This is a genomic window from Variovorax sp. CAN15, assembly GCF_030462475.1.
Classification (GTDB): Bacteria; Pseudomonadota; Gammaproteobacteria; order Burkholderiales; family Burkholderiaceae_C; genus Variovorax.
In genome coordinates this window covers 1-19,806 of record NZ_JASMRZ010000069.1, presented here as the reverse complement: position 1 = coordinate 19,806, position 19,806 = coordinate 1, and the positions used below count along the sequence as shown (strand labels likewise).

The following is a 19,806-nucleotide window of genomic DNA, read 5'->3' as shown; positions in this document are numbered from 1 at the left end:
CTTGGACACTCTTTTCGACAGCAGTCGGACGGCAATAAAAAAGGCGAACTTGTGGTTCGCCTTTGCATCGGTGGTGGTGGGTGCTGAGGGGCTCGAACCCCCGACCTACGCCTTGTAAGGGCGCCGCTCTACCAACTGAGCTAAGCACCCCACCGGAAATACTCTCCGAGTCTAACGCCTCAGTTCAGCGCGTCTTTCAGCGCCTTGCCGGGACGGAACTTCGGGATCTTGGCAGCCTTGATTTTAATCGCGTCGCCGGTGCGGGGATTTCGGCCGGTGCGGGCCGCGCGTTTGCCTACTGCGAAAGTGCCGAAACCGACGAGCGAAACGGAACCGCCCTTCTTGAGCGTGGTACGAATGGCGCCGATGGTGGATTCGAGCGCGCGGGTCGCTGCGGCTTTGGAAATGTCGGCGTTCTTTGCGATGTGCTCAATCAGTTCGGTCTTGTTCACAAGGGCCCCTTGTAGAAGAAAAAAGTTGGTCGGCTTCCGTCAGCTGCGACCTGGCCGCAAACGGTGCGACACAAGAACCTGGCAGGCCTGACGCCTCGGCAGCGCGCTGCCAGCGAGGATTACAACCACTGGTCTGCAGGGTGTCAATAAGACGCGAGGCCATGCCGAGCAGCGGAGCGCGCGATTTTAGGGGCGTTTCGTGAAGTCCTTTTTCAAAGGCTCTCAAAGGGCATCGGCGATGGCCTTGCCCAGGTCGGAGGTGCTGGCCGTGCCGCCGATGTCCGGGGTGCGCGGTGCTCCGCTTTGGGGCGCGAGCACCTTCTCGATGGTCGACAGGATGGCGTCGTGCGCCTGCTTGTGGCCCAGGAACTCCAGCATCATCGCGCCGCACCAGATCTGCCCGATCGGGTTGGCGATGCCCTTGCCGGCGATGTCCGGCGCAGAGCCGTGAACCGGTTCGAACAGCGACGGCGCAGTGTGGTCGGGATTGAGGTTGGCGCTCGGCGCGATGCCGATGGTGCCGGTGCAGGCCGGCCCGAGGTCGGACAGGATGTCGCCGAACAGGTTGCTCGCCACCACCACGTCGAAGAAGTCGGGCCGTTGCACGAAGTGCGCGGTGAGGATGTCGATGTGGAACTTGTCGAGCTTGACGCCAGGGTAGCTCTTGCCCATCTCGGCCACGCGCTCGTCCCAGTAGGGCATGGTGATCGAGATGCCGTTCGACTTGGTGGCGCTGGTCAGGTGCTTCTTCGGCCGCGACTGCGCGAGCTCGAACGCGAACTTCAGCACCCGGTCGACGCCCACGCGCGACATCACCGTTTCCTGCACCACGATCTCGCGCGGCGTGCCCTGGTACATGCGCCCGCCGATGCTGGAGTATTCGCCCTCGGTGTTCTCGCGCACGATGTACATGTCGATCTCGCCGGGCTCGCGGGGCGTGCCGTCGCGGCGCACCACCGGCGCGATGATGCCGGGCATCAGGCGCGCGGGACGCAGGTTGATGTACTGGTCGAATTCGCGGCGGAACATCAGCAGCGAGCCCCAGAGCGACACGTGGTCAGGAATCTTCTCGGGCCAGCCGACCGCGCCGAAGAAGATGGCGTCGTGCCCGCCGATCTGGTCCTTCCAGTCGTCGGGCAGCATCTGGCCGTGCTTCTCGTAGTAGTCCCAGCTCGAGAAGTCGAAGTGTTCGAACTTCAGGTCGATGCCGAATTTGCGCGCCGCGGCATCGAGCACACGCAGCCCCTCGGGCATGGTCTCCTTGCCGATGCCATCTCCGGCGATGACTGCGATTCTGTGGGTGCTCATGAAATGTCTCCTGCGTGTGCGTGTTGCGAAGATGGAAGAAGAGGAAAGAAGGCCAGGGCCTCGGCGAGCAGTTCGTCCGGGGCCTCCTCGGGAACATAGTGACCGCAAGGCAGCGCGCGGCCCGACAGGTCGCAGGCGCGCTCGCGCCACAGCCCCAGCACGTCGAAGGCCTTGCCGACCGCGCCGTGCTCTCCCCACAGCACGCGCAACGGCTGCTTCAACTGCAGGCCGGCGGCGATGTCTGCGCGGTCGTGCACGAGGTCGATGGTGGCGGAGGCCCGGTAGTCCTCGCAGATGGATTCGGCGGTGCCCGGGATGGCGGCGCAACGCTCGTACTCGGCCAGCACCCCCGGGGCGAAGGGCGCGAGGCCGGCGTGCCGTCCGCCCATCACGCCGCGCACGTAGCGCACGGGGTCGGAAGCGATCAGCGCCTCGGGCAGCGGCGGCGGCTGGATCAGGAAGAACCAGTGCCAGTAGGCCTTGGCAAAGGCCTCGGAGGTCTGCTCGTACATCGCGAGCGTGGGTGCGATGTCGAGCAGCAGCATGCGCTCGACCGCCTCGGGATGGTCCATCGCAAGCCGATGCGCGACGCGCGCACCGCGGTCGTGCGCCAGGATGCCGAAGCGCTCGAAGCCGTGGTGCTGCATCGCGGCGAGCGCGTCGAGCGCCATCTCGCGCTTGCTGTAGACCGCATGCTCGGCATCCGCCGCCGGCCGGCCCGAATCGCCATWGCCGCGCAGGTCGACCGCCACCAGCGTGAATCGCTCCGCCAGCGCCGGTGCCACGCGGTGCCAGATCGCATGCGTCTGCGGATGGCCATGAAGCAGCAGCAAGGGAGCCCCCTGCCCGCCGATGCGCCCGTGAATGCGCACGCCGTTGCGCTCGATGTCGAAGGTGGGGAAGGAAAGAAAGGAAGAGGCCGTCACGGCGACGATTGTGCGTTGCGCCCTGCCAGCCATCAAGCAACAATCGGCCAATTCATACTTTCCGATCTGGCATGAATCAACCATCGATGGAAAGAAGCGACCTGGCACTTGTTCTGGCGATTCGCGACCAGGGCAGCCTCGCGGGCGCGGCGGCCACGCTCGACGTGGTGCCGTCCGTCGTCACCAAGCGGCTGGGCGCGTTGGAGGCGCGCCTGGGCCAGCGGCTGTTCGACCGCACCACCCGGCGCCTCAGCGCCACGGCCGAAGGCGAAGCGGTCTGCGTGCATGCGCGGGCGCTGCTCGACGGCTTCGCCGCGCTGGAAAGCGAACTCGGCGAGCGACAGAACGAGCTGACCGGCACCGTCCGCCTCGCCGCCACCTTCGGCTTCGGCCGGCTCTGGCTCGGGCCGGCGCTGGCCGCCTTCCAGGCCCGGCATCCCGCGCTGCGGATCGAACTGGTGCTCACCGAACAACTGCCCGACCTCGGTGCCGAGGGCTATGACGGCGCGGTCTGGCTCTGGGCCGTGCAGCAGCGCCACGCGGCCGACTGGGTCTCGCGGCGCATCGCGCGCAACCAGCGTGTGCTGGCCGCCTCGCCCGATTACCTGAAGCGCCGGGGCACGCCGGCCACCATCGAGGCGCTGTCCTCGCACGACTGCCTGGTCGCGCGCGAGAACGGCGATGCCGCCGGCCAGCGCCAGCACGCAGTCTGGACGCTGCGCCACGCGCGCGACGGCAGCACGGCGCGCGTGCGCGTGCAGGGGCCGCTAGCCAGCAATTCGGGCGAGATGGTGCGCGACTGGTGCATGGCCGGGCACGGCATCATGCTGCGCAGCCTGTGGGACATCGCAACCCAGCTCGCGAGCGGCGATCTCGTGCGCCTGCTGCCGCAGTACGCGATGGCGGAAGCCGACATCCACTGGATCGCACCCTGGCGGCCGAAGACGCCGCGCCGAGTGCGCCTGCTGGTCGACCACCTCGTCGAGCAGTTCCGCAGCGAGCCCTGGAAGCCAGGGAAGGCCGGACCGCGCCAGATATAGGAAGGCGGCTCAGCGGCCGCCGCTGCGCACCACGAGGCTCACGCCCACCGCCGTGAGCCCGATGCCCAGCACCGTCACCAGCGTGATCGGCTCGGAGAACAGCAGCCACGCCATCACCGCCGTGCAGGGCGGCACCAGATAGAGCAGGCTGGTGACGGCGGTGGCCGTGCCGCGCTGGATCAGCATGTAGAGCAACGAGCTGCCGCCCAGCGACAGCGCCAGCACCGACCAGGCCATCGCGCCGCCGGAATGCAGGTTCCACTGGATGCTGTCCGTCTCCAGCGCCGCGAACGGCAGGGTGACGAGCACGGCAGCCACCATCTGCACGGCGCTCGCGCTGCGCACGTCGCAGGGCGCGACGAAGCGCTTCTGGTACAGCGTGCCCGCGGTGATCGAGACCAGCGCCATCAGAGCGAGCGCCATCGTCTCCACGCTGACCTCGCCGCCCTGCCCCAGCTTGCGCAGCACCACCAGCACCAGGCCCGCGAAACCCAGCCCCAGTCCGATCCACTGGCGCCCCGTGATGCGCCCGCCGGTGAAGGAAAGCCACACGGCCGTCAGCACCGGCTGGATGCCGACCAGCAGCGCCACCAACCCCGCGCCCATGCCTTCGCGCACAGCGGCCCAGACGCCGCCCAGGTAGCCCGCCTGCATCAGGATGCCGGTGACGGCCAGATGCCCCCATTGGGCCCGCTGCTTCGGCCACTCGACCCGCGCCAGCGCGACCCACGCGGCGAAGCAGGCCAGCGACAAGGCGAAGCGCACGGCGAGGAACTTGAGGGGTGGCGCATACAGCATGCCGTAGCGCGCGACGATGAAGCCCGTGCTCCAGATCAGCACGAAGACCGCGGGCATCGCCCGCAGCCAGCCCGCGCCGCGGGCCGGGGTTGCCGGTGTCATTTGATTATTTGGTTCGGGCCCGGATTTCCGGAATGGCCTTCTGCAGGTAGTACACCATCGACCAGATAGTGAGCACGGCGGAGATCCAGATCAGCCACTGGCCCCAGACGCCGGTGTCGATCACCTTGAACAGGCGCCCGTCATAGAGCAGAAAGGGAATGGCGATCATCTGCACGGTCGTCTTGACCTTGCCGATCATGTGCACCGCCACGCTCTTGCTGGCGCCGATCTGCGCCATCCACTCGCGCAGTGCCGAAATGGCGATCTCGCGGCCGATGATGATGAGCGCCACGAACACGTCGGCCCGGTTCAGGTGCACCAGCACCAGCAGCGACGCGCAGACCAGGAACTTGTCGGCCACCGGATCGAGAAAGGCCCCGAAGGCCGAGGTCTGGTTGAGCCGGCGCGCCAGGAAGCCGTCGAGCCAGTCGGTCGCGGCGAAGACGATGAACATGACCGTGGCGATCAGGTTGCGCATCGGCTCGGCCATCGGGAGGTAAAACACACCGACGATCAAAGGGATCGCGACGATGCGCGTCCAGGTCATGATGGTCGGCAGGGTCCAGAACATCGCTTGATTGTGTCATGGCCGCGCCGCCCCCTCGCGAGGGTCAGGCGCTCAATGCAACGCCTTGTAGATTTCTTCCGCCAGGTCGGAGGCGATGCCCTCGACCGAGGCGATGTCTTCCACGCTCGCCGCCGCCACGCCCCGGATGCCGCCGAATCGCTGCAGCAAGCGCGCCCGCCGCTTCGGCCCGATGCCCGGGATGTCCTCGAGCTGGCTCCCGCCCACCCGCACCTTGGCGCGCTTGGCCCGCATGCCGGTGATGGCGAAGCGGTGCGCCTCGTCGCGGATCTGCGCCACCAGCATCAGCGCGGCCGAGTCCTTGCCGAGGTAGACCTTCTCGCGGCCGTCGGCGAACACCAGTTCCTCGAGACCGACCTTGCGGCCCTCGCCCTTCTCGACCCCGACGATCAACGAGAGTGGCAGGCCCAGCTCGCCGAATACCTCACGAGCCATCGAGACCTGCCCCTTGCCGCCGTCGACCAGCACCAGGTCGGGCATACGGGCGGTGCGCGGCTTGGGCGGCGCCTCGCTGCCGTCGCTTTCGGCATCGCCCGGCGGCAGGGCGTCGGTCTCGGCGGCCATCGCCTCGGCCAGCTTGCCGTATCGGCGATGCAGCACCTGGCGCATGGCGGCGTAGTCGTCGCCGGGCGTGATGCCCTCGATGTTGTAGCGACGGTATTCCTTGTTCTGCATGGCGTGGTGCTCGAAAACTACGCAGGAGGCCTGCGTCGCCTCGCCCGCGGTGTGCGAGATGTCGAAGCATTCGACGCGGAAGTTGTCGAGGTCGTCCGACGCCAGCTCCAGCGCATCGGCCAGCGCGCGGGTGCGCGCCTGCTGCGATCCCTCTTCAGCCAGCAGTCGGGCCAGCTGCAGCTTGGCGTTGGTCTCGGCCATCTCCAGCCAGTGGCGGCGCTGCTCGCGCGGCTGGAACACCGCCGTCACGCGCGCGCCGGCCTGCTGCGAGATGGCTTCGATCAGCTCGCGGCTCACCTGCTCGCTCAGCACCAGCGTGGCGGGCACGGGCACGTCGATGTAGTGCTGAGCGATGAAGGCCTCGAGCACCTGCACCTCGACCGAGACGGCCGCGGCGAGCGGCAGGCCTTCTTCGTCGTCGAGTTCGCCATGATGAATCTGCGCCGCGTCTTCCACATGCACCGGGAAGTACGGCCGGTCGCCCAGGTGCCGGCCGCCGCGCACCATTGCCAGGTTCACGCAGGCCTTGCCGCCCTGCACCTTCACGGCCAGGATGTCCACGTCCTTGTCGGACGCGATCTCGATGGACTGCTGGTGCAGCACGCGCGAGATCGCCGACATCTGGTTGCGCAGATCGGCCGCCTGCTCGAATTCGAGCTTCTCGGCATGCGCCGTCATGCGCTGCTCGAGCTTGGAGAGCACGAGCTGCGTGTCGCCCATCAGGAAGGCCTCGGCGCTGGCCACGTCCTGCGCATAGGCCTCGGGCCCGATGTGGCCCACGCAGGGGCCGCTGCAGCGCTTGATCTGGTAGAGCAGGCAGGGCCGCGTGCGGTTGGCGTACACCGTGTCCTCGCAGGTGCGCAGGCGGAAGACCTTCTGCAGCAGCTGGATCGACTCCTTCACCGCCCATGCGCTGGGGTACGGCCCGAAGTAGCGGTGCTTCTTGTCGACCGCGCCGCGGTAGTAGGCCAGCCGCGGAAACTGGTGCGAGGCGATCTTGAGATAGGGATAGCTCTTGTCGTCGCGAAACAGGATGTTGTAGCGGGGCTTGAGCGTCTTGATGAGATTGTTCTCGAGCAGCAGCGCCTCGGCCTCGGAGCGCACCACCGTGGTCTCCATGCGCACGATCTTCGAGATCATGTGCCCGATGCGGGTGCCGCCGTGGTTCTTCTGGAAGTAGTTGGCGACCCGCTTCTTCAGGTTGCGCGCCTTGCCCACGTAGAGCACCGCCCCGGCCGCGTCGAAATAGCGGTACACGCCGGGCAGTTGCGGCAGTGCCGCGACTTCGCTGAGCAGTTGTTCGGAATGCACGTCTGACATGGCGGCTATTGTGGCGCGCGGCATGCGGGCCCGGCGGGCGCCTGCGCGCAAACCCTTGCTCCCGCGCCGCGCCCTTCAACCTTCAATGGAGCGGGCGCGGGCTGCGCCCTACTTCGCAAGCTCGCTGACCAGCCGATACAGGAACTCACGCCCGTCGTACAGCCGCTGGATCTCGATGCGCTCGTCCAGCCCGTGCGATCGCGCGTCGGAGGGCTCGACGAACAGGCCGCTCACGCCGTACATCGGGATGCCGGCATTGCGCATGAAGCGGCTGTCGGTGGCGCCGGTGCTCATGGCGGGGATGACAGGCACGCCGGGCCACATCTGCTGCGTGATCGACTCCACCGTCTTCACCAGATCGCCGTTCAGCGGCGAGGCCGGGCTGCGCAGCGGCTTGCCCATGTTGCGCACCACGATCTTGTCGTTGCCCACGACCTGGGTCAGCTGGCGCTCGACCTCGTCCGGATCGTCGTGGGGCAGGATGCGGCAGTTGACCGTGGCCTTGGCCGACTGCGGCAGCGCGTTCTCGGCGTGGCCGGCCTGCACCATCGTCACCACGCAGGTGGTGCGGAACTGGGCGTTGTATGCAGGGTTGGCCGACATGCGCTCGATCACCGACGCATCGGGGTTGCCGCTGCCCACCGCGCGCATGTCCTCGGCGAGCTGTCCAGTCGCGAAGGGCGCGCTGCGCGCGAAGTAGGTCTTGGTGACGTCCGCGAGCCTCACCGGGAAGCTGTAGTTGCCCAACCGCTCCAGCGCCGCCGAGAGCGCGTAGATGGGGTTGGTCCTGGTCGGCACCGAGCTGTGGCCGSCCACGTCGCGCGCCTCCAGCATGTAGGTGGTGTACATCTTCTCGGCCACCTGCATGCGGTGCAGGTTCGGCTTGCCGCCGCGCAGCTCGCCGCCGCCGCCTTCGTTGATGCCGAACTCGGCCTGCAGCAGCTCGGGCTTGTTGTTGATGAGCCAGAAGGCGCCGTTGCTCAACGCGTCGCCGCGCTCCTCGTCGGCGGTGAGCGCGAGGATGACGTCGCGCCTCGGCTTGAAGCCCTCCTGCTTCAGCTGCCCCACCACCGAGACCAGTGCCGCGGCCATGGCCTTGTCGTCGATGGCGCCGCGCGCGGTGAAGTAGCCGCCGGTTTCCTGCAGCTTGAAGGGATCGGTCTTCCAGTCCTCGCGCCGCGCCTCGACCACGTCGATGTGGGCAAGCAGGAGCAGCGGCTTCTTGCTGCCGTCGCCCTTGAAGCGCAGCACGAGGTTGCCCTTCTTCGGGAAGGGCTCGAAGATCTGGATGTCGCCGGGGGCGAAGCCCGCCTCGATCAGACGCTTCTCCATGGCCCGCGCCGCCGCGGTGTTGTCGCCCACCGAGTGGGTGGTGTTGATCTCGATCAGCTCCTTGTATATGTCGTGGAACCGCTGCTGCTGAGGCGTGAGCGACCGCGGCGTCTGCGGCTGCGCCGCGGCGGCGGTCATGCCGCAGATGCCGCAAAGGGCCAAGGAGGCGGCGAGCACGGTCTTGGCTGCACGGAAGGTCTTCATCCTCATGGGTTCTCTCTCCAGCGGTGGTTGTCCGGTCAGGATAGCAAGCGCCACCGGCGAACACGGGCACACTCGAGACCATGCAATCCAGCCAATCGAAGCAGTGGGACATCTTCTGCAAGGTCATCGACAACCACGGCGACCTCGGCGTCTGCTGGCGGCTGGCCCGCCAACTGGCCGAGCTCGGCGAGCGTGTGCGGCTCTGGATCGACGATGCGACAGCGCTGGACTGGATGGCGCCCGAAGCGCGCACCGGCCGCGACGGCGTGGAAGTGATCGACTGGCTGGACGCGGCCTCACTTCGGGCGGCCGTGGCGGGGCCGGCGCCCGACGTGCTTGTCGAAGCCTTCGGATGCGATCCGGAGCCCGAACTGATCACTCGTTTTGCCGAGGGGCCTGGCCTTGCCTGGATCAATCTCGAATACCTATCAGCCGAGCCCTATGTCGAGCGACTGCATGGCCTGCCATCGCCCGTCTTCAAGGGCCCGGGCGCCGGCCTGAGCAAGCGTTTCTTCTACCCGGGCTTCACTCCCGCCACGGGAGGACTGCTGCGCAAACCCGGTCTGATGGAGCGCAGGGCAGCCTTCGATCGCACGCAGTGGCTCGCGGCCCGGCAGATCCCGTGGCAGGCGGGCGAGCGCCTGGTATCCCTCTTCTCCTACGAGCCGCCGGCGCTGGCCGACCTGCTGACCCGGCTCGCCGATGACGACCAGCGCACGCGCCTGCTGGTGACCGCCGGCCGCTCCACGCAGGCAGTCCAGGCGCTTCACGGGGGCGCGCCGCTGGCTCATGGCCGGGGCGCGCTATCGATTTCATATCTGCCCTACCTCACGCAACCCGAGTTCGACAACTTGCTGTGGGCCTGCGACCTGAACTTCGTGCGCGGCGAAGATTCGCTGGTACGCGCGCACTGGGCCGGAGCGCCGCTGGTCTGGCAGATATACCCGCAGGATGACGATGCCCACCACATCAAGCTGAATGCCTGGCTGGACTGGATCGGCGCCCCGCCCTCGCTGAGGCTTTTTCACCACGCCTGGAACGGCTTCGGCAACGCGGCCCTGCCCATGCCGGAAATACAGGGGCCATGGCTGCAAACAGCCCTGGACGCCCGTGCGAGGCTGCTCGCGCAGGACGACCTCGTTACCCAATTGCGGAAATTCGTCGCCCAAAAAAGCTAAAATGGCGGGCTTTGCGGATTTCGGCCCGGATCTGATCGATCTGGAATGCTTTCCGCTGAACCTGCCGCGGGACATGTACCGCGGGGCAAGCCACTTCGGCAAACGTCCGGACAAGCATCGCGACGACAACCGAACGGCAATCGAAAGCCCCGCGCACCGAGCGGCCAACATCCAGAGACCCTGATATGAAAATCGCTCAAGAAATCCGCGCCGGCAACGTCATCATGCACGGCAAGGACCCGATGGTCGTCCTCAAGACCGAATACAGCCGCGGCGGCCGCAACTCCGCTACCGTGCGCATGAAGATGAAGAGCCTGATCGCCAACTTCAACACCGAAGTGGTCTTCAAGGCCGACGACAAGATCGACCAGATCGTGCTCGACAAGAAGGAGTGCACCTACTCCTACTTCGCAGACCCCATGTACGTCTGCATGGACACCGAATACAACCAGTACGAAGTCGAAGCCGAGAACATGGGCGACGCCCTGAACTACCTCGAAGACGGCATGGCCGTCGAAGTGGTGTTCTATGAAGGCAAGGCCATCTCGGTCGAACTGCCCACCAGCGTCGAGCGCGAAATCACCTGGACCGAACCCGCCGTCAAGGGCGACACCTCGGGCAAGGTCATGAAGCCCGCCAAGATCGCCACCGGCTTCGAAGTGCCCGTGCCGCTGTTCGTCTCGCAAGGCGACAAGATCGAAATCGACACGCGCACCGGCGAGTACCGCAAGCGCGTCTGAGCGCCGGTCCAACCGGTTGACCACCACCCCGAAAGAGGCTCCGCAAGGAGCCTTTTTCGCTTCTGGCCCATGACGGGCATGATGGTTGCGACACTGCACAATCAACCCGGTCAATCCGTCCGCTTTCCCATGAACAACACGCACGATCTTCACGACAAGCGCCTCGCCGATGCCTGGGCCACGCTCCGCTCCCATGCGGACCAGGGCCTTCCGCTCGATCCCGATCCTTCGCGCATCGCCTTCGCCGACCCTGAATTCCTGCTGCGCCGCGAGACGCGCGGCATCCGCATGCAGCTCGAGTTGATGAAGCCCGACATCGAGCAGCGCGCCCATGGCATCGAGAACACGGTGGTGGTCTTCGGCAGCGCTCGCTTCCGCAGCGAGGAAGACGCCGCGGCCATGATCGCGCAGGCCGAACTCGGCGGCGACACGGCCGCATCCGAGCGCTGGCGCCGGCTGGCTCGCAACTCGCACTACTACGAGAAGGCGCGCGCATTCGGCAAGCTGGTGGCCCGGTACAGCAACGACAAGGAACCGCAGGACAAGCTCTTCATCTGCACCGGCGGCGGCCCCGGCATCATGCAGGCGGCCAACCGTGGCGCGCACGAGGGTGGCGGGCTTTCCGTGGGCCTGGCCATCGCGCTGCCGATGGAAGAGGAAGCCAACCCGTACGTCACGCCGGCGCTGAGCTTCAAGTTCCACTACTTCGCCATCCGCAAGATGCACTTCATGATGCGTGCGAAGGCGCTGGTGGCGTTCCCCGGCGGTTTCGGCACGCTCGACGAACTGTTCGAGGTGATCACGCTGGTGCAGACCAAGAAGTCGAAGCCGGTGCCGATCGTGCTCTTCGGCTCCGACTACTGGAAGCGCCTGATCGACTTCGACTTCCTTGTCGACGAGGGCGTGATCTCGCCGGGCGACGTGAAGCTCTTCGAGTACGTCGACGCGCCGGAAGACGCATGGAGCGCGATCAAGCGCTTCTACAAGCTCTGAACGGCGCCTGAAGCCGCCGCTTCACCGCATCGGTGGGCACATCAGTCGGGGCTGTCGTCCTCATCCTCCGCGGGATGCAGCGCCTGCTCGAAGAACCTCGTGAGCGCCCGCGCGCGGCGCTTGCGCTCCGAAGTGCCGGTCTGCCCCGTCGCCACGGCGTCGTCGGCCACGCCGTGCAGCGCATTGAAGAGGATCACGGCCGTGAGCGTCGCATCCTCCACGTCCCAGAAGCCCGCGCCATCGCCCTGCTTCAGCAAGCCCGTCAGCTGCGCGATGACGGCGTTGTCGTTGCGCATGCGGCGGTCTTCGGGGCGGTATTCGTGGAACACCACGTCGTGCAGGGCAACGTTGTCGAGGTAGATCTCAAGCCCCGTCTCCACCCAGGCCTTCAGGCGGGCGTGGTAGTTGCCGGGCCGCTGGCGGTCCATGGCCTCCTGCAGCCGCTCGCAGAATATGTCGACGAAGCGCTGCTGCAAGGCGCCGAGCAGCGCCTCCTTCGACGAAAAGTACAGGTAGAAGGTGCCCTTGGCCACCTGTGCGCCGGCGGCGATGTCGTCGATGCTGGTGGCCGCGATGCCCTTGTCGACGAAGAGCCGCTGGGCCGCCTCCATCAGCGCTGCTGCGCGCGTCTCGGGGGCCTTGGTGCGACGGCGCTGGGAGAGCTCGCCATCGGCACCGGCTGGGTTCGTGGCGGTGTCGCCGCTCTGCATCATCTGTCGGTCGCCTTCAGGTCGTTGATGAAGGCCCCGATACTGACTTTGAGTCAGTAGATTGTCAAAGAGATGGGAAGTACTCCTGCCCCGGATGTGGATTACGCGCCCCGCGCCTGCCGAATCAAACCTTCAGCCCCCAGGTGGCTCTCGCCCCTATCGCCACCACGCCCCCCACCACCCAGAACACGCCGGCGATGCCGATCAGCGCACCGAGCGAGCCGAACAGCATCGGCATCGCCACGCTCGATGCGTTGATGGTCATGAGCCGCAGGCCCAGCGCCTCGCCGTGGCGGGCGTGCGGCGTGATCTGGTGCAGCATGCTCATCACCATCGGCTGCACCGCGCCCAGCGCGAAGCCGAGCACCACCGAGCACATGCCCATGGTCCAGGCCGACTCCAGCAGCGGATAGACCGCGAACACCAGCGCCGTGACCGCCGTGGAGGTGAGGATCACGTTGCGCTCCGATGCGCGCGAGGCGATCACCGGGAGGATCACGCGGATCGCCGCCGCCGCGATGGCGAAGGCGCCGAGGATCGAGCCGATCACCGAGGCGCTGATGCCACGGTCGTGGCCCAGGATCGGCAGCACGAAGGCGTGCACGTCCCAACTCGACGACTGCAGCCAGTTCACGAACAGGAGGCGCCGGAACATCGGCTCGCGCAGCAGGTCCCAGGCGCGCGTCGGCTTGGCCCCCGCCGCTGGCGGCACGGGCGGCTGCTCGTGGGCTCCACGCGCGAGCAGCCAGCAAAGAATGGGCAGCGCGGCCATCACGCCGAACGAGATGCGAAAGGCCAGCATGTCGGCGGGCACACGGCCCGCGTGGTCGATCAGCATCCCCGCCAGGAAGGGCCCGACGAAGTTGGCCACGGCCGGCGCGATGGCCAGCCAGCTGAACACGCGCTTGAGCTGGGTCGGGTTGGTGGCCGAGCGGCCCACGTGCCGCTGCAGCGCGATCACCGTCGCGCCGGTGGCGCCGCCGGTCAGCAGCGCCGCCAGGCACATCACCGGAAACACTGGAAAGATCACCACCAGCCCCGCGCCGACGACCGCCGCGACCACCGACAGCCACAGTGGCCGCTTGAAGCCGTACCGGTCGGCGAAGCGACCCGCCGGCAGCGCGAGGAAGACCTGGGTCAGCGCGAACAGCGAGATCAGCACGCCGACCGCGGCTGCGCTGTAGCCTTGTTGAAGCGCCAGCAGCGGCGTGGCGAGCCGCATGCCGGCCATGGTCGCGTGCAGGCACACCTGGGCGCCGATCACGCGCAGCAGTTCGGAACCTTTCACAGGGAGTTCTCGCCCTCTTCTTTCTCGTTGTTGGCGGCGTCGGTACCGGAGGTGGGCGGCAGCAGCGCCTGGGCCTGCGCCTCGGGCAGTGCCTCGACCTTGCGCAGCGCCAGGCGCATCTGCCGGGCGCGCGTGTCGGCCTTGTCGATGGTGTCGGAGGCCTTGGCCACCTGTTCCTTGATGCGCGCGACCCACTCGCCGTAGCGCTCGAACTCGGTCTTGACCGCGCCCAGCACCTTCCAGACCTCGGAAGCCTGCCGTTCCAGCGCCAGCGTGCGGAAGCCCATGTGCAGGCTGTTGAGCATCGCGAGCAAGGTGGTGGGGCCGGCCAGCGTCACGCGGTGCTGGCGCTGGAGCGCGTCCATCAGGCCGGGCCGGCGCAGCACCTCGGCGTAGAGACTCTCCACGGGCAGGAACAGGATCGCGAAATCGGTGGTGTGCGGCGCCGCGAGGTAGTTGTCGGCGATGGACTTGGCCTCGATGCGGATGCGCGCCTCCAGCGCCTTCGCCGCGAGATCGACGCCCGCCGCATCGGCGCGCTCGTGCGCGTCGATGAGCCGCTCGTAGTCGTCGCGCGGAAACTTGGCGTCGATGGGCAGCCACACCGGCGCGCCGTCGTCGCCGCGGCCCGGAAAGCGGATGGCGAAGTCCACCCGCAGCCCGCTGCGCGGCTTGGTCTCCACCTGCTTGGCGTACTGCTCGGGCGTGAGCACCTGCTCGAGCAGCGCCTCGAGCTGCACTTCGCCGAACATGCCGCGCGTCTTCACGTTGGTCAGCACGCGCTGCAGGCTGCCGACGCCCACGGCCAGCGTCTGCATCTCGCCCAGGCCCTTGTGCACCTGCTCGAGCCGGTCGGCCACCTGCTTGAAGCTCTCGCCCAGGCGGGCTTCGAGCGTGCTCTGCAGCTTCTCGTCGACAGTCCTGCGCATCTCGTCGAGCTTGGCGGCGTTGGTCTGCTGCAGCTGCGCGAGCTGCGCCTCCATGGTCGCGCGCACCTCGGAAAGGCGGCGCGCGTTCGATTCGCTCAGGCCCTGCAGCTGCGTGTTGAGCGTGTCGGCCAGCGTCTTCTGCAGCGACGCGAGCTGCAGCGCGAAGGCATCGAGCTGCGCGTTCTGCGTACGCGTGGCCTCCGCCCCCTGCTGCACCAGCGCCTGCTGGAAGGTGGCGAAGGCCTGCGCGGTTTCCTGCCGCGCGCCGCGCGAGCTTTCGCCGATGTCGTTGCGCAGCTCGCGCTCGGTGCGCTCGTTGGCCGCGCCCAGCGCGGCCAGCATGCGCGTCAGGTCAGCGTGATCGGGCGGGGACGGCCGGCGCGCGAGCAGCCAGATAACCAGCACGAGCTGGATGAGCGCCAGTACTCCGAGTCCGACAAGAATCAGCGATGGGTCCAAGGTCCGCGTACGCCCTCTTTTTCTACCGGCCTACTTGCTGGCCGCCGGAACCGGGGTCACCGGCGTCAGCGGGCCCTTGCCGCTGAAGTACGCGATGAGGTTGTCGGCAGCGAGATCGGCCATGGCGCGGCGCGTGGGCACGGTGGCGCTGGCGATGTGCGGCGTGAGCACCACGTTGGGCACGTTCAGCAGGTCGGGGTGCACCTTGGGCTCGCCCTCGAACACGTCGAGGCCGGCGGCGGCGATGCGCTTCTCGCGCAGCGCAACGGCCAGCGCCGCGTCGTCGACGATGCCGCCGCGCGCGATGTTGACGAGCGTGGCAGTCGGCTTCATCAGCGCGATCTCGGCCGCGCCGATGGTGTGGTGCGAGGCCGGCGAATACGGCACCACCAGCACCACGTGGTCGGCCGTCTTCAGCAGCTCTTCCTTGCTCACGTAACTGGCCTTGCATTCGGCCTCGAGCGCCGCGTCGAGCCTGGAGCGGTTGTGATAGACCACCTTCATGCCGAAGCCGTGCGCGCCGCGCTTCGCGATGCCCTGCCCGATGCGGCCCATGCCGATGATGCCGAGCGTGGAACCGTGGATGTCGGAGCCCGCGAACATGTCGAAGCTCCACTTCTGCCACTTGCCCGCGCGCAGGAAGTGTTCGCTCTCGGAGATGCGGCGCGCCGTGGCCATCAGCAGCGCGAAGCCGAAGTCGGCCGTGGTCTCGGTCAGCACGTCGGGCGCGTTGGTGCCGAGCACGCCGTGCGCGGCCATGGCGTCGACGTCGAAGTTGTTGTAGCCCACCGCCATGTTGGCGCAGATCTTCAGGTCGGGGCAGGCGTCGAGCACCGCGGCGTCGATGCGCTCGCTGCCGGTGGTGAAGGCGCCCTGCTTGCCCTGCAGCTTGGCGATCAGCTGCTCCTTGCTCCAGCTTTCGTCGGACTGGTTCGGCTCGACCTCGAAATGCTGCGACAGGCGCTCGACGGTCTCGGGAAAGATCGCGCGCGCGACCAGGATCTTGGGCTTGCTCATGATTTGTTTGTTTCTCAGCGGAAGAACAGGAAGGTGGAAAGGACGAACAGCGGAACCAGGATGGCGCACGACCACGCCATGTACCCGAAGAAGCTCGGCATGCGCACGCCGCGGCTCTCGGCGATCGCCTTCACCATGAGGTTCGGCGCGTTGCCGATGTAGGTGTTGGCGCCCATGAACACGGCGCCGGCGGAGATCGCGGCCAGCGTGCTCGCGTAGGTGGTCGTGAGCGCCACCGGGTCGCCGCCCGCCGTGTTGAAGAACACGAGGTAGGTCGGCGCGTTGTCGAGGAAGGAGCTCAGCAGGCCCGTGGCCCAGAAGTACATCGCCGGGTCGGGCTGGCCGTCGGCGCGCGTCACCGCCGAGACGATGGCGCCGAACGGCCCCTGCGTGCCGGCCTTGAGCATCGCGATCACCGGGATGATGGTCAGGAAGATGCCCGCGAACAGCTTGGCCACCTCGGCCATCGGGCCCCATTCGAACTGGTTGTCGGCGTGCACCTTGGGCGAAGTGAGCTTGTACGAGACTGCCGCGATCGCGAGAAGCCCGACGTCGCGCACCAGCCCCGGCAGGTCGACTGCGGTGCCGAAGACGTCGAAGACCACCGGCGATTTCCAGAAGCCGCTGAGCAGCACCAGCGCGACCACGCCGCCCAGCAGCCAGAAGTTGGCGGCCCCGTCGAAACCGATGCGGGGCGTATCGGGCGTGGGGTCGAACGGCAGCACGCCTTCCTTGCGATAGTAGTTGCGGTCGATCGCATAGAAGAGCGCCAGCAGCACACCGACGATGAAGAGCGTGTCGGGCAGGATGTGCTGCACCGTCCAGAAGAACCCTACCCCCTTCAGGAAGCCGAGGAACAGCGGCGGATCGCCCAGCGGCGTGAGCGACCCGCCCGCGTTCGACACGATGAAGATGAAGAACACGATCACATGCGCCTTGTGAAGGCGGTTGTCGTTGGCACGGATCAGCGGCCGTATCAGCAGCATCGAGGCGCCCGTGGTGCCCATGAAGCTCGCGAGCACCGCTCCGATCGCCAGGATCGCCGTGTTCAGCCCCGGCGCGCCATGCAGGTTGCCCCTGATGTGGATGCCGCCCGCCACGGTGAAAAGCGCGGTCAGCAGGATGATGAAGGGTATGTACTCCGCCACCAGCGCGTGCATGAACTGCGCGCCGGCGAGCGGCAGGCCGAAGACCGCGGCGAAAGGCACCAGGAAAGCCAGCGCCCAGGCCACCGAGATCTTCCCGTAGTGGTGGTGCCAGAACGCGGGTGCGAGCAGCGGAAACAGTGCGATCGACAACAGGATGCCGGCGAAGGGCACGCCCCACAGCGGCGAAAGGCTCCCGCCATCGAATTCGGCGGCCGAGGCAAGGGCTGGAAACAGGAGCAGGAACGGCAGCGCGGCCGCCTTGAGTGGGGTCTTCTTTTGCATTGGGCCGTACCGTACCAGACGGGTCAGTACAGCTTTCAGGCCGGGGGCTGTTCGATTTCGAACACCTGGCGCAGGTAGGCCAGGTACTTCTCGTCCTCGCACATGTTCTTGGACGGCGTGTCCGACAGCTTGGCCACAGGCTGGCCGTTGCACTCGATCATCTTGATGACGATCTGCAGCGGCTCATAGCCGAGGTCGTTCGTGAGGTTGGTGCCGATGCCGAAGGCCAGCTGGCAACGGCCGCGGAACTGCTGGTAGAGCTCGCTGGTGCGCGGCACCGTGAGGCCGTCGCTGAAGATCAGCGTCTTGGTGCGCGGGTCGACCCGGTTGGCGATGTAGTGCGCCAGCATGCGCTCACCCCAGACGAAGGGGTCGCCGCTGTCGTGGCGCGCACCGTCGAAGAGCTTGCAGAAGTACAGGTCGAAGTCGCGCAGGAAGGCGTTCATTCCGTACACGTCGGACAGCGCGATACCCAGATCGCCGCGATATTCCCGCGCCCAGCTCTCGAAGCCGAAGATCTGGCTGTCGCGCAGCCGCGGACCCAGCGCCTGGCACGCCTGCAGGTACTCGTGGGCCATGGTGCCCAGCGGGATCATGCCGAGCTTCATGGCGTACAGCACGTTGCTGGTGCCCGCGAGTTGGGGCAGCCGCGCGCCCGGCGGTGCCTGCACGGGCGGCGAGGTGACGGCGCCAAGCCGGGCGGCCGAAGTCCGTAGCACCTCTTCGTGCCAGTCCTTGGAGAAGCGGCGGCGCGTTCCGTAATCGGCGATCTTCAGGTCGGACAGGCCGGCCTCCTGCAGCTGGGCCAGCTTGGTCTCGAGCCTGCGGCGGCCTTCCTCGAAGTCGGGCTTCTTCCGGGTGTTGCGGAAGTAGACCTCGTTGACGATGGCCAGCACCGGGATCTCGAACAGGATGGTGTGCAGCCACGGCCCCTTGATGCGGATCTCGAGTTCGCCCGAGGGCTGGGGAATGATGTTGATGTACTTCTCGTTGAGCCTGAAGAGCCCGAGAAAGTCGACGAAATCGCTCTTGATGAAGCGCATGGAGCGCAGGTAGGAGAGCTCCGCGTCACGGAACTGCAGCGAGCACAGGCCGCGCACCTCCTCGCGAATCTGCCCCGCGAATTGGGCCAGGTCGATACCGGGATTGCGGCACTTGAAGCGGTACTCGACCCGTGCCCCCGGAAAGTGATGCAGGACCACCTGCATCATCGTGAACTTGTAGAGGTCGGTGTCGAGCAGGCTGTGAATGATCATGGTGCTGGGCGCGGTGTCTCAAACTTTCGGCGGCCGTTCGATTATCACGGGACGCGTCGGCCTCTGCCTACGGGGTCCCAACAGCACGTCCTACCGGCAGGGCGAATCGCTGAAGCCACATTGCTTCCACGGCGGCGACACAGCCGGCCGGATCAACAGTCCCAAAGGAGATTCGCATGAACAAGGACACCATCGAAGGCAACTGGAAGCAGCTCAAGGGCAAGCTCAAGGAGCAGTGGGGCAAGCTCACCGACGACGACTTCGACGTCATCGCCGGCAAGCGCGATCAGCTGCTCGGCCGTATCCAGGAACGCCACGGCATCAGCCGCGACGAAGCCGAGAAACAGGTCAAGGACTGGGAGTCGCGCGACGGCCGTACGCCCGACAGCCTCTGGTTCGAGCGCTACTGAGCGCCCCCCTGCATCAAGTCGAATTCAATCAACCTCCGAAGGAGAAAATCCATGAAAAAACACCTTCTCATGCTGGCCCTCGCCTCCACCTGCTTCGTGGCCACGCAGGCCAGTGCAATGACCAAGGACGAGTACAAGGTCGCCAAGGAAAAGATCGAGGCCGACTACAAGGTCGCCAAGGCCCAATGCGACACCATGAAGGACAACGCCAAGGACGTCTGCATGAAGGAAGCCAAGGGCAAGGAAGACGTTGCCAAGGCGGAACTCGAGCAGCAGTACAAGCCCAGCGACAGCAACGCTCGCAAGGTCGCCGAAGAAAAGGTGAAGGCCAACTATGAAGTCGCCAAGGAAAAGTGCGACGACCAGAAGGGCGAAGCCAAGACCGCTTGCGAAAAGCAGGCCAAGGCTGACGAAGCCCAGGGCAAGGCCGATATCAAGGCCATGAAGAAGAGCATGTAAGGCCCTTCCAGGCCTGACAGGAAATACGGCGCCCGAGGGCGCCGTATTTCTCAGACTGCTGACGAACCCCCCGTTTTCTGGAACGCGGGGTTTTTTCTTTCAGGTGAAGCTGATTTCGCGACGATGGGGCCACAGCCCAGCGACAGCGACCAAGTAGCGCTCCAAGAGCCTTTTCATGGCTGCGCAGCGCCTGG

20 protein-coding genes and 1 tRNA gene are annotated in these 19,806 nt (G+C 66.6%); 7 read left to right on the top strand and 14 right to left on the bottom strand.

The window, feature by feature from the left end:
• Positions 1 to 74: 74 nt before the first annotated feature.
• The 4 genes from QMO14_RS26880 to QMO14_RS26865 form a co-directional block, all read right to left on the bottom strand.
• Positions 75 to 150 (bottom strand) — tRNA-Val (locus QMO14_RS26880).
• 29 nt (positions 151 to 179) lie between these two features.
• Entirely contained in the window at positions 180 to 452 is a 273-nt protein-coding gene (locus QMO14_RS26875) for an HU family DNA-binding protein (RefSeq protein ID WP_007830705.1), read from the bottom strand.
• Between the two features lie 222 nt (positions 453 to 674).
• Positions 675 to 1,760, bottom strand: coding sequence for a tartrate dehydrogenase (locus QMO14_RS26870; RefSeq protein WP_301510906.1), 1,086 nt, complete (start codon positions 1,758 to 1,760; stop codon positions 675 to 677).
• Complete coding sequence (locus QMO14_RS26865; protein WP_301510905.1) at positions 1,757 to 2,686, bottom strand: alpha/beta fold hydrolase; 930 nt, start codon at positions 2,684 to 2,686, stop codon at positions 1,757 to 1,759. Before QMO14_RS26865 ends, QMO14_RS26870 begins: the two co-directional genes overlap by 4 nt.
• Before the next feature lie 71 nt (positions 2,687 to 2,757).
• Here QMO14_RS26865 and QMO14_RS26860 point away from each other — a divergent pair, with 71 nt between their 5' ends.
• Positions 2,758 to 3,726 carry a LysR substrate-binding domain-containing protein gene (locus QMO14_RS26860; RefSeq protein ID WP_301510903.1) on the top strand — a complete coding sequence of 323 codons (969 nt, stop codon included), beginning with the start codon at positions 2,758 to 2,760 and terminating at the stop codon, positions 3,724 to 3,726.
• Positions 3,727 to 3,735: 9 nt separating this feature from the next.
• Here the strand turns inward: QMO14_RS26860 and QMO14_RS26855 are convergent, their stop codons facing one another.
• The 4 genes from QMO14_RS26855 to QMO14_RS26840 all read right to left on the bottom strand — a co-directional run bounded on the left by QMO14_RS26855 (position 3,736) and on the right by QMO14_RS26840 (position 8,749).
• Positions 3,736 to 4,626 carry a DMT family transporter gene (locus tag QMO14_RS26855; protein ID WP_301510902.1) on the bottom strand — a complete coding sequence of 297 codons (891 nt, stop codon included), beginning with the start codon at positions 4,624 to 4,626 and terminating at the stop codon, positions 3,736 to 3,738.
• A gap of 4 nt (positions 4,627 to 4,630) precedes the next feature.
• Positions 4,631 to 5,197, bottom strand: coding sequence for a CDP-diacylglycerol--glycerol-3-phosphate 3-phosphatidyltransferase (gene pgsA / locus QMO14_RS26850; RefSeq protein WP_093051202.1), 567 nt, complete (start codon positions 5,195 to 5,197; stop codon positions 4,631 to 4,633).
• 48 nt (positions 5,198 to 5,245) lie between these two features.
• Positions 5,246 to 7,207: an excinuclease ABC subunit UvrC gene (uvrC, locus tag QMO14_RS26845; protein ID WP_301510900.1), complete on the bottom strand. Its 1,962-nt coding sequence runs from the start codon at positions 7,205 to 7,207 to the stop codon at positions 5,246 to 5,248.
• A gap of 108 nt (positions 7,208 to 7,315) precedes the next feature.
• Positions 7,316 to 8,749, bottom strand: a complete 1,434-nt coding sequence (locus tag QMO14_RS26840) for a M20/M25/M40 family metallo-hydrolase (protein ID WP_301510898.1) — start codon at positions 8,747 to 8,749, stop codon at positions 7,316 to 7,318.
• 74 nt (positions 8,750 to 8,823) lie between these two features.
• Between QMO14_RS26840 and earP the strand changes: the two genes are divergently transcribed.
• The 4 genes from earP to QMO14_RS26820 all read left to right on the top strand — a co-directional run bounded on the left by earP (position 8,824) and on the right by QMO14_RS26820 (position 11,654).
• Positions 8,824 to 9,921, top strand: a complete 1,098-nt coding sequence (gene earP / locus QMO14_RS26835; protein WP_301510896.1) for an elongation factor P maturation arginine rhamnosyltransferase EarP — start codon at positions 8,824 to 8,826, stop codon at positions 9,919 to 9,921.
• Position 9,922: 1 nt separating this feature from the next.
• Positions 9,923 to 10,105, top strand: a complete 183-nt coding sequence (locus QMO14_RS26830) for a hypothetical protein (protein ID WP_301510895.1) — start codon at positions 9,923 to 9,925, stop codon at positions 10,103 to 10,105.
• 1 nt (position 10,106) lies between these two features.
• Entirely contained in the window at positions 10,107 to 10,661 is a 555-nt protein-coding gene (gene efp, locus QMO14_RS26825) for an elongation factor P (protein ID WP_176667085.1), read from the top strand.
• A 129-nt stretch (positions 10,662 to 10,790) separates the two neighbouring features.
• The gene (locus QMO14_RS26820; protein ID WP_301510894.1) at positions 10,791 to 11,654 is read left to right on the top strand and encodes a TIGR00730 family Rossman fold protein; all 864 of its coding nucleotides are present in this window, start codon (positions 10,791 to 10,793) and stop codon (positions 11,652 to 11,654) included.
• Between the two features lie 41 nt (positions 11,655 to 11,695).
• Here QMO14_RS26820 and QMO14_RS26815 read toward each other — a convergent pair whose 3' ends face one another.
• From QMO14_RS26815 to pncB, 6 genes are all read right to left on the bottom strand, one after another.
• Positions 11,696 to 12,367 carry a TetR/AcrR family transcriptional regulator gene (locus QMO14_RS26815; protein ID WP_301510892.1) on the bottom strand — a complete coding sequence of 224 codons (672 nt, stop codon included), beginning with the start codon at positions 12,365 to 12,367 and terminating at the stop codon, positions 11,696 to 11,698.
• Positions 12,368 to 12,488: 121 nt separating this feature from the next.
• Positions 12,489 to 13,652, bottom strand: a complete 1,164-nt coding sequence (locus QMO14_RS26810; RefSeq protein ID WP_301510890.1) for an MFS transporter — start codon at positions 13,650 to 13,652, stop codon at positions 12,489 to 12,491.
• On the bottom strand, positions 13,649 to 15,040 hold the full coding sequence (locus QMO14_RS26805) for a DNA recombination protein RmuC (protein WP_301510889.1): 1,392 nt from the start codon (positions 15,038 to 15,040) through the stop codon (positions 13,649 to 13,651). The genes QMO14_RS26810 and QMO14_RS26805 overlap by 4 nt, the downstream gene beginning before the upstream one ends.
• 30 nt (positions 15,041 to 15,070) lie before the next feature.
• Positions 15,071 to 16,057 (bottom strand): D-glycerate dehydrogenase, encoded by a 987-nt coding sequence (locus QMO14_RS26800; RefSeq protein ID WP_301510887.1) that lies wholly within the window; start codon positions 16,055 to 16,057, stop codon positions 15,071 to 15,073.
• Positions 16,058 to 16,071: 14 nt separating this feature from the next.
• A complete protein-coding gene (locus QMO14_RS26795) occupies positions 16,072 to 17,487 on the bottom strand; it encodes a sodium:proton antiporter (protein WP_301510886.1) in 1,416 nt (471 codons plus the stop codon).
• Between the two features lie 35 nt (positions 17,488 to 17,522).
• Positions 17,523 to 18,743 (bottom strand): nicotinate phosphoribosyltransferase, encoded by a 1,221-nt coding sequence (gene pncB / locus QMO14_RS26790; RefSeq protein ID WP_301510885.1) that lies wholly within the window; start codon positions 18,741 to 18,743, stop codon positions 17,523 to 17,525.
• A 176-nt stretch (positions 18,744 to 18,919) separates the two neighbouring features.
• Between pncB and QMO14_RS26785 the strand changes: the two genes are divergently transcribed.
• Together QMO14_RS26785 and QMO14_RS26780 are read left to right on the top strand one after the other, a co-directional pair.
• Positions 18,920 to 19,153, top strand: coding sequence for a CsbD family protein (locus QMO14_RS26785; protein ID WP_301510883.1), 234 nt, complete (start codon positions 18,920 to 18,922; stop codon positions 19,151 to 19,153).
• Between the two features lie 51 nt (positions 19,154 to 19,204).
• Positions 19,205 to 19,612 (top strand): hypothetical protein, encoded by a 408-nt coding sequence (locus tag QMO14_RS26780; RefSeq protein ID WP_301510881.1) that lies wholly within the window; start codon positions 19,205 to 19,207, stop codon positions 19,610 to 19,612.
• The last annotated feature ends 194 nt before the right edge of the window (positions 19,613 to 19,806 follow it).

Coding starts and splice junctions, on each gene's coding strand:
- QMO14_RS26815 (WP_301510892.1), bottom strand. CDS start 12,367: ATGATGCAGAGCGGCGACACCGCCACGAACCCAGCCGGTGCCGATGGC.
- pncB (WP_301510885.1), bottom strand. CDS start 18,743: ATGATCATTCACAGCCTGCTCGACACCGACCTCTACAAGTTCACGATG.
- QMO14_RS26830 (WP_301510895.1), top strand. CDS start 9,923: ATGGCGGGCTTTGCGGATTTCGGCCCGGATCTGATCGATCTGGAATGC.
- QMO14_RS26855 (WP_301510902.1), bottom strand. CDS start 4,626: ATGACACCGGCAACCCCGGCCCGCGGCGCGGGCTGGCTGCGGGCGATG.
- QMO14_RS26795 (WP_301510886.1), bottom strand. CDS start 17,487: ATGCAAAAGAAGACCCCACTCAAGGCGGCCGCGCTGCCGTTCCTGCTC.
- QMO14_RS26820 (WP_301510894.1), top strand. CDS start 10,791: ATGAACAACACGCACGATCTTCACGACAAGCGCCTCGCCGATGCCTGG.
- QMO14_RS26780 (WP_301510881.1), top strand. CDS start 19,205: ATGAAAAAACACCTTCTCATGCTGGCCCTCGCCTCCACCTGCTTCGTG.
- uvrC (WP_301510900.1), bottom strand. CDS start 7,207: ATGTCAGACGTGCATTCCGAACAACTGCTCAGCGAAGTCGCGGCACTG.
- QMO14_RS26800 (WP_301510887.1), bottom strand. CDS start 16,057: ATGAGCAAGCCCAAGATCCTGGTCGCGCGCGCGATCTTTCCCGAGACC.
- QMO14_RS26860 (WP_301510903.1), top strand. CDS start 2,758: ATGAATCAACCATCGATGGAAAGAAGCGACCTGGCACTTGTTCTGGCG.
- QMO14_RS26785 (WP_301510883.1), top strand. CDS start 18,920: ATGAACAAGGACACCATCGAAGGCAACTGGAAGCAGCTCAAGGGCAAG.
- pgsA (WP_093051202.1), bottom strand. CDS start 5,197: ATGTTCTGGACCCTGCCGACCATCATGACCTGGACGCGCATCGTCGCG.
- QMO14_RS26870 (WP_301510906.1), bottom strand. CDS start 1,760: ATGAGCACCCACAGAATCGCAGTCATCGCCGGAGATGGCATCGGCAAG.
- earP (WP_301510896.1), top strand. CDS start 8,824: ATGCAATCCAGCCAATCGAAGCAGTGGGACATCTTCTGCAAGGTCATC.
- efp (WP_176667085.1), top strand. CDS start 10,107: ATGAAAATCGCTCAAGAAATCCGCGCCGGCAACGTCATCATGCACGGC.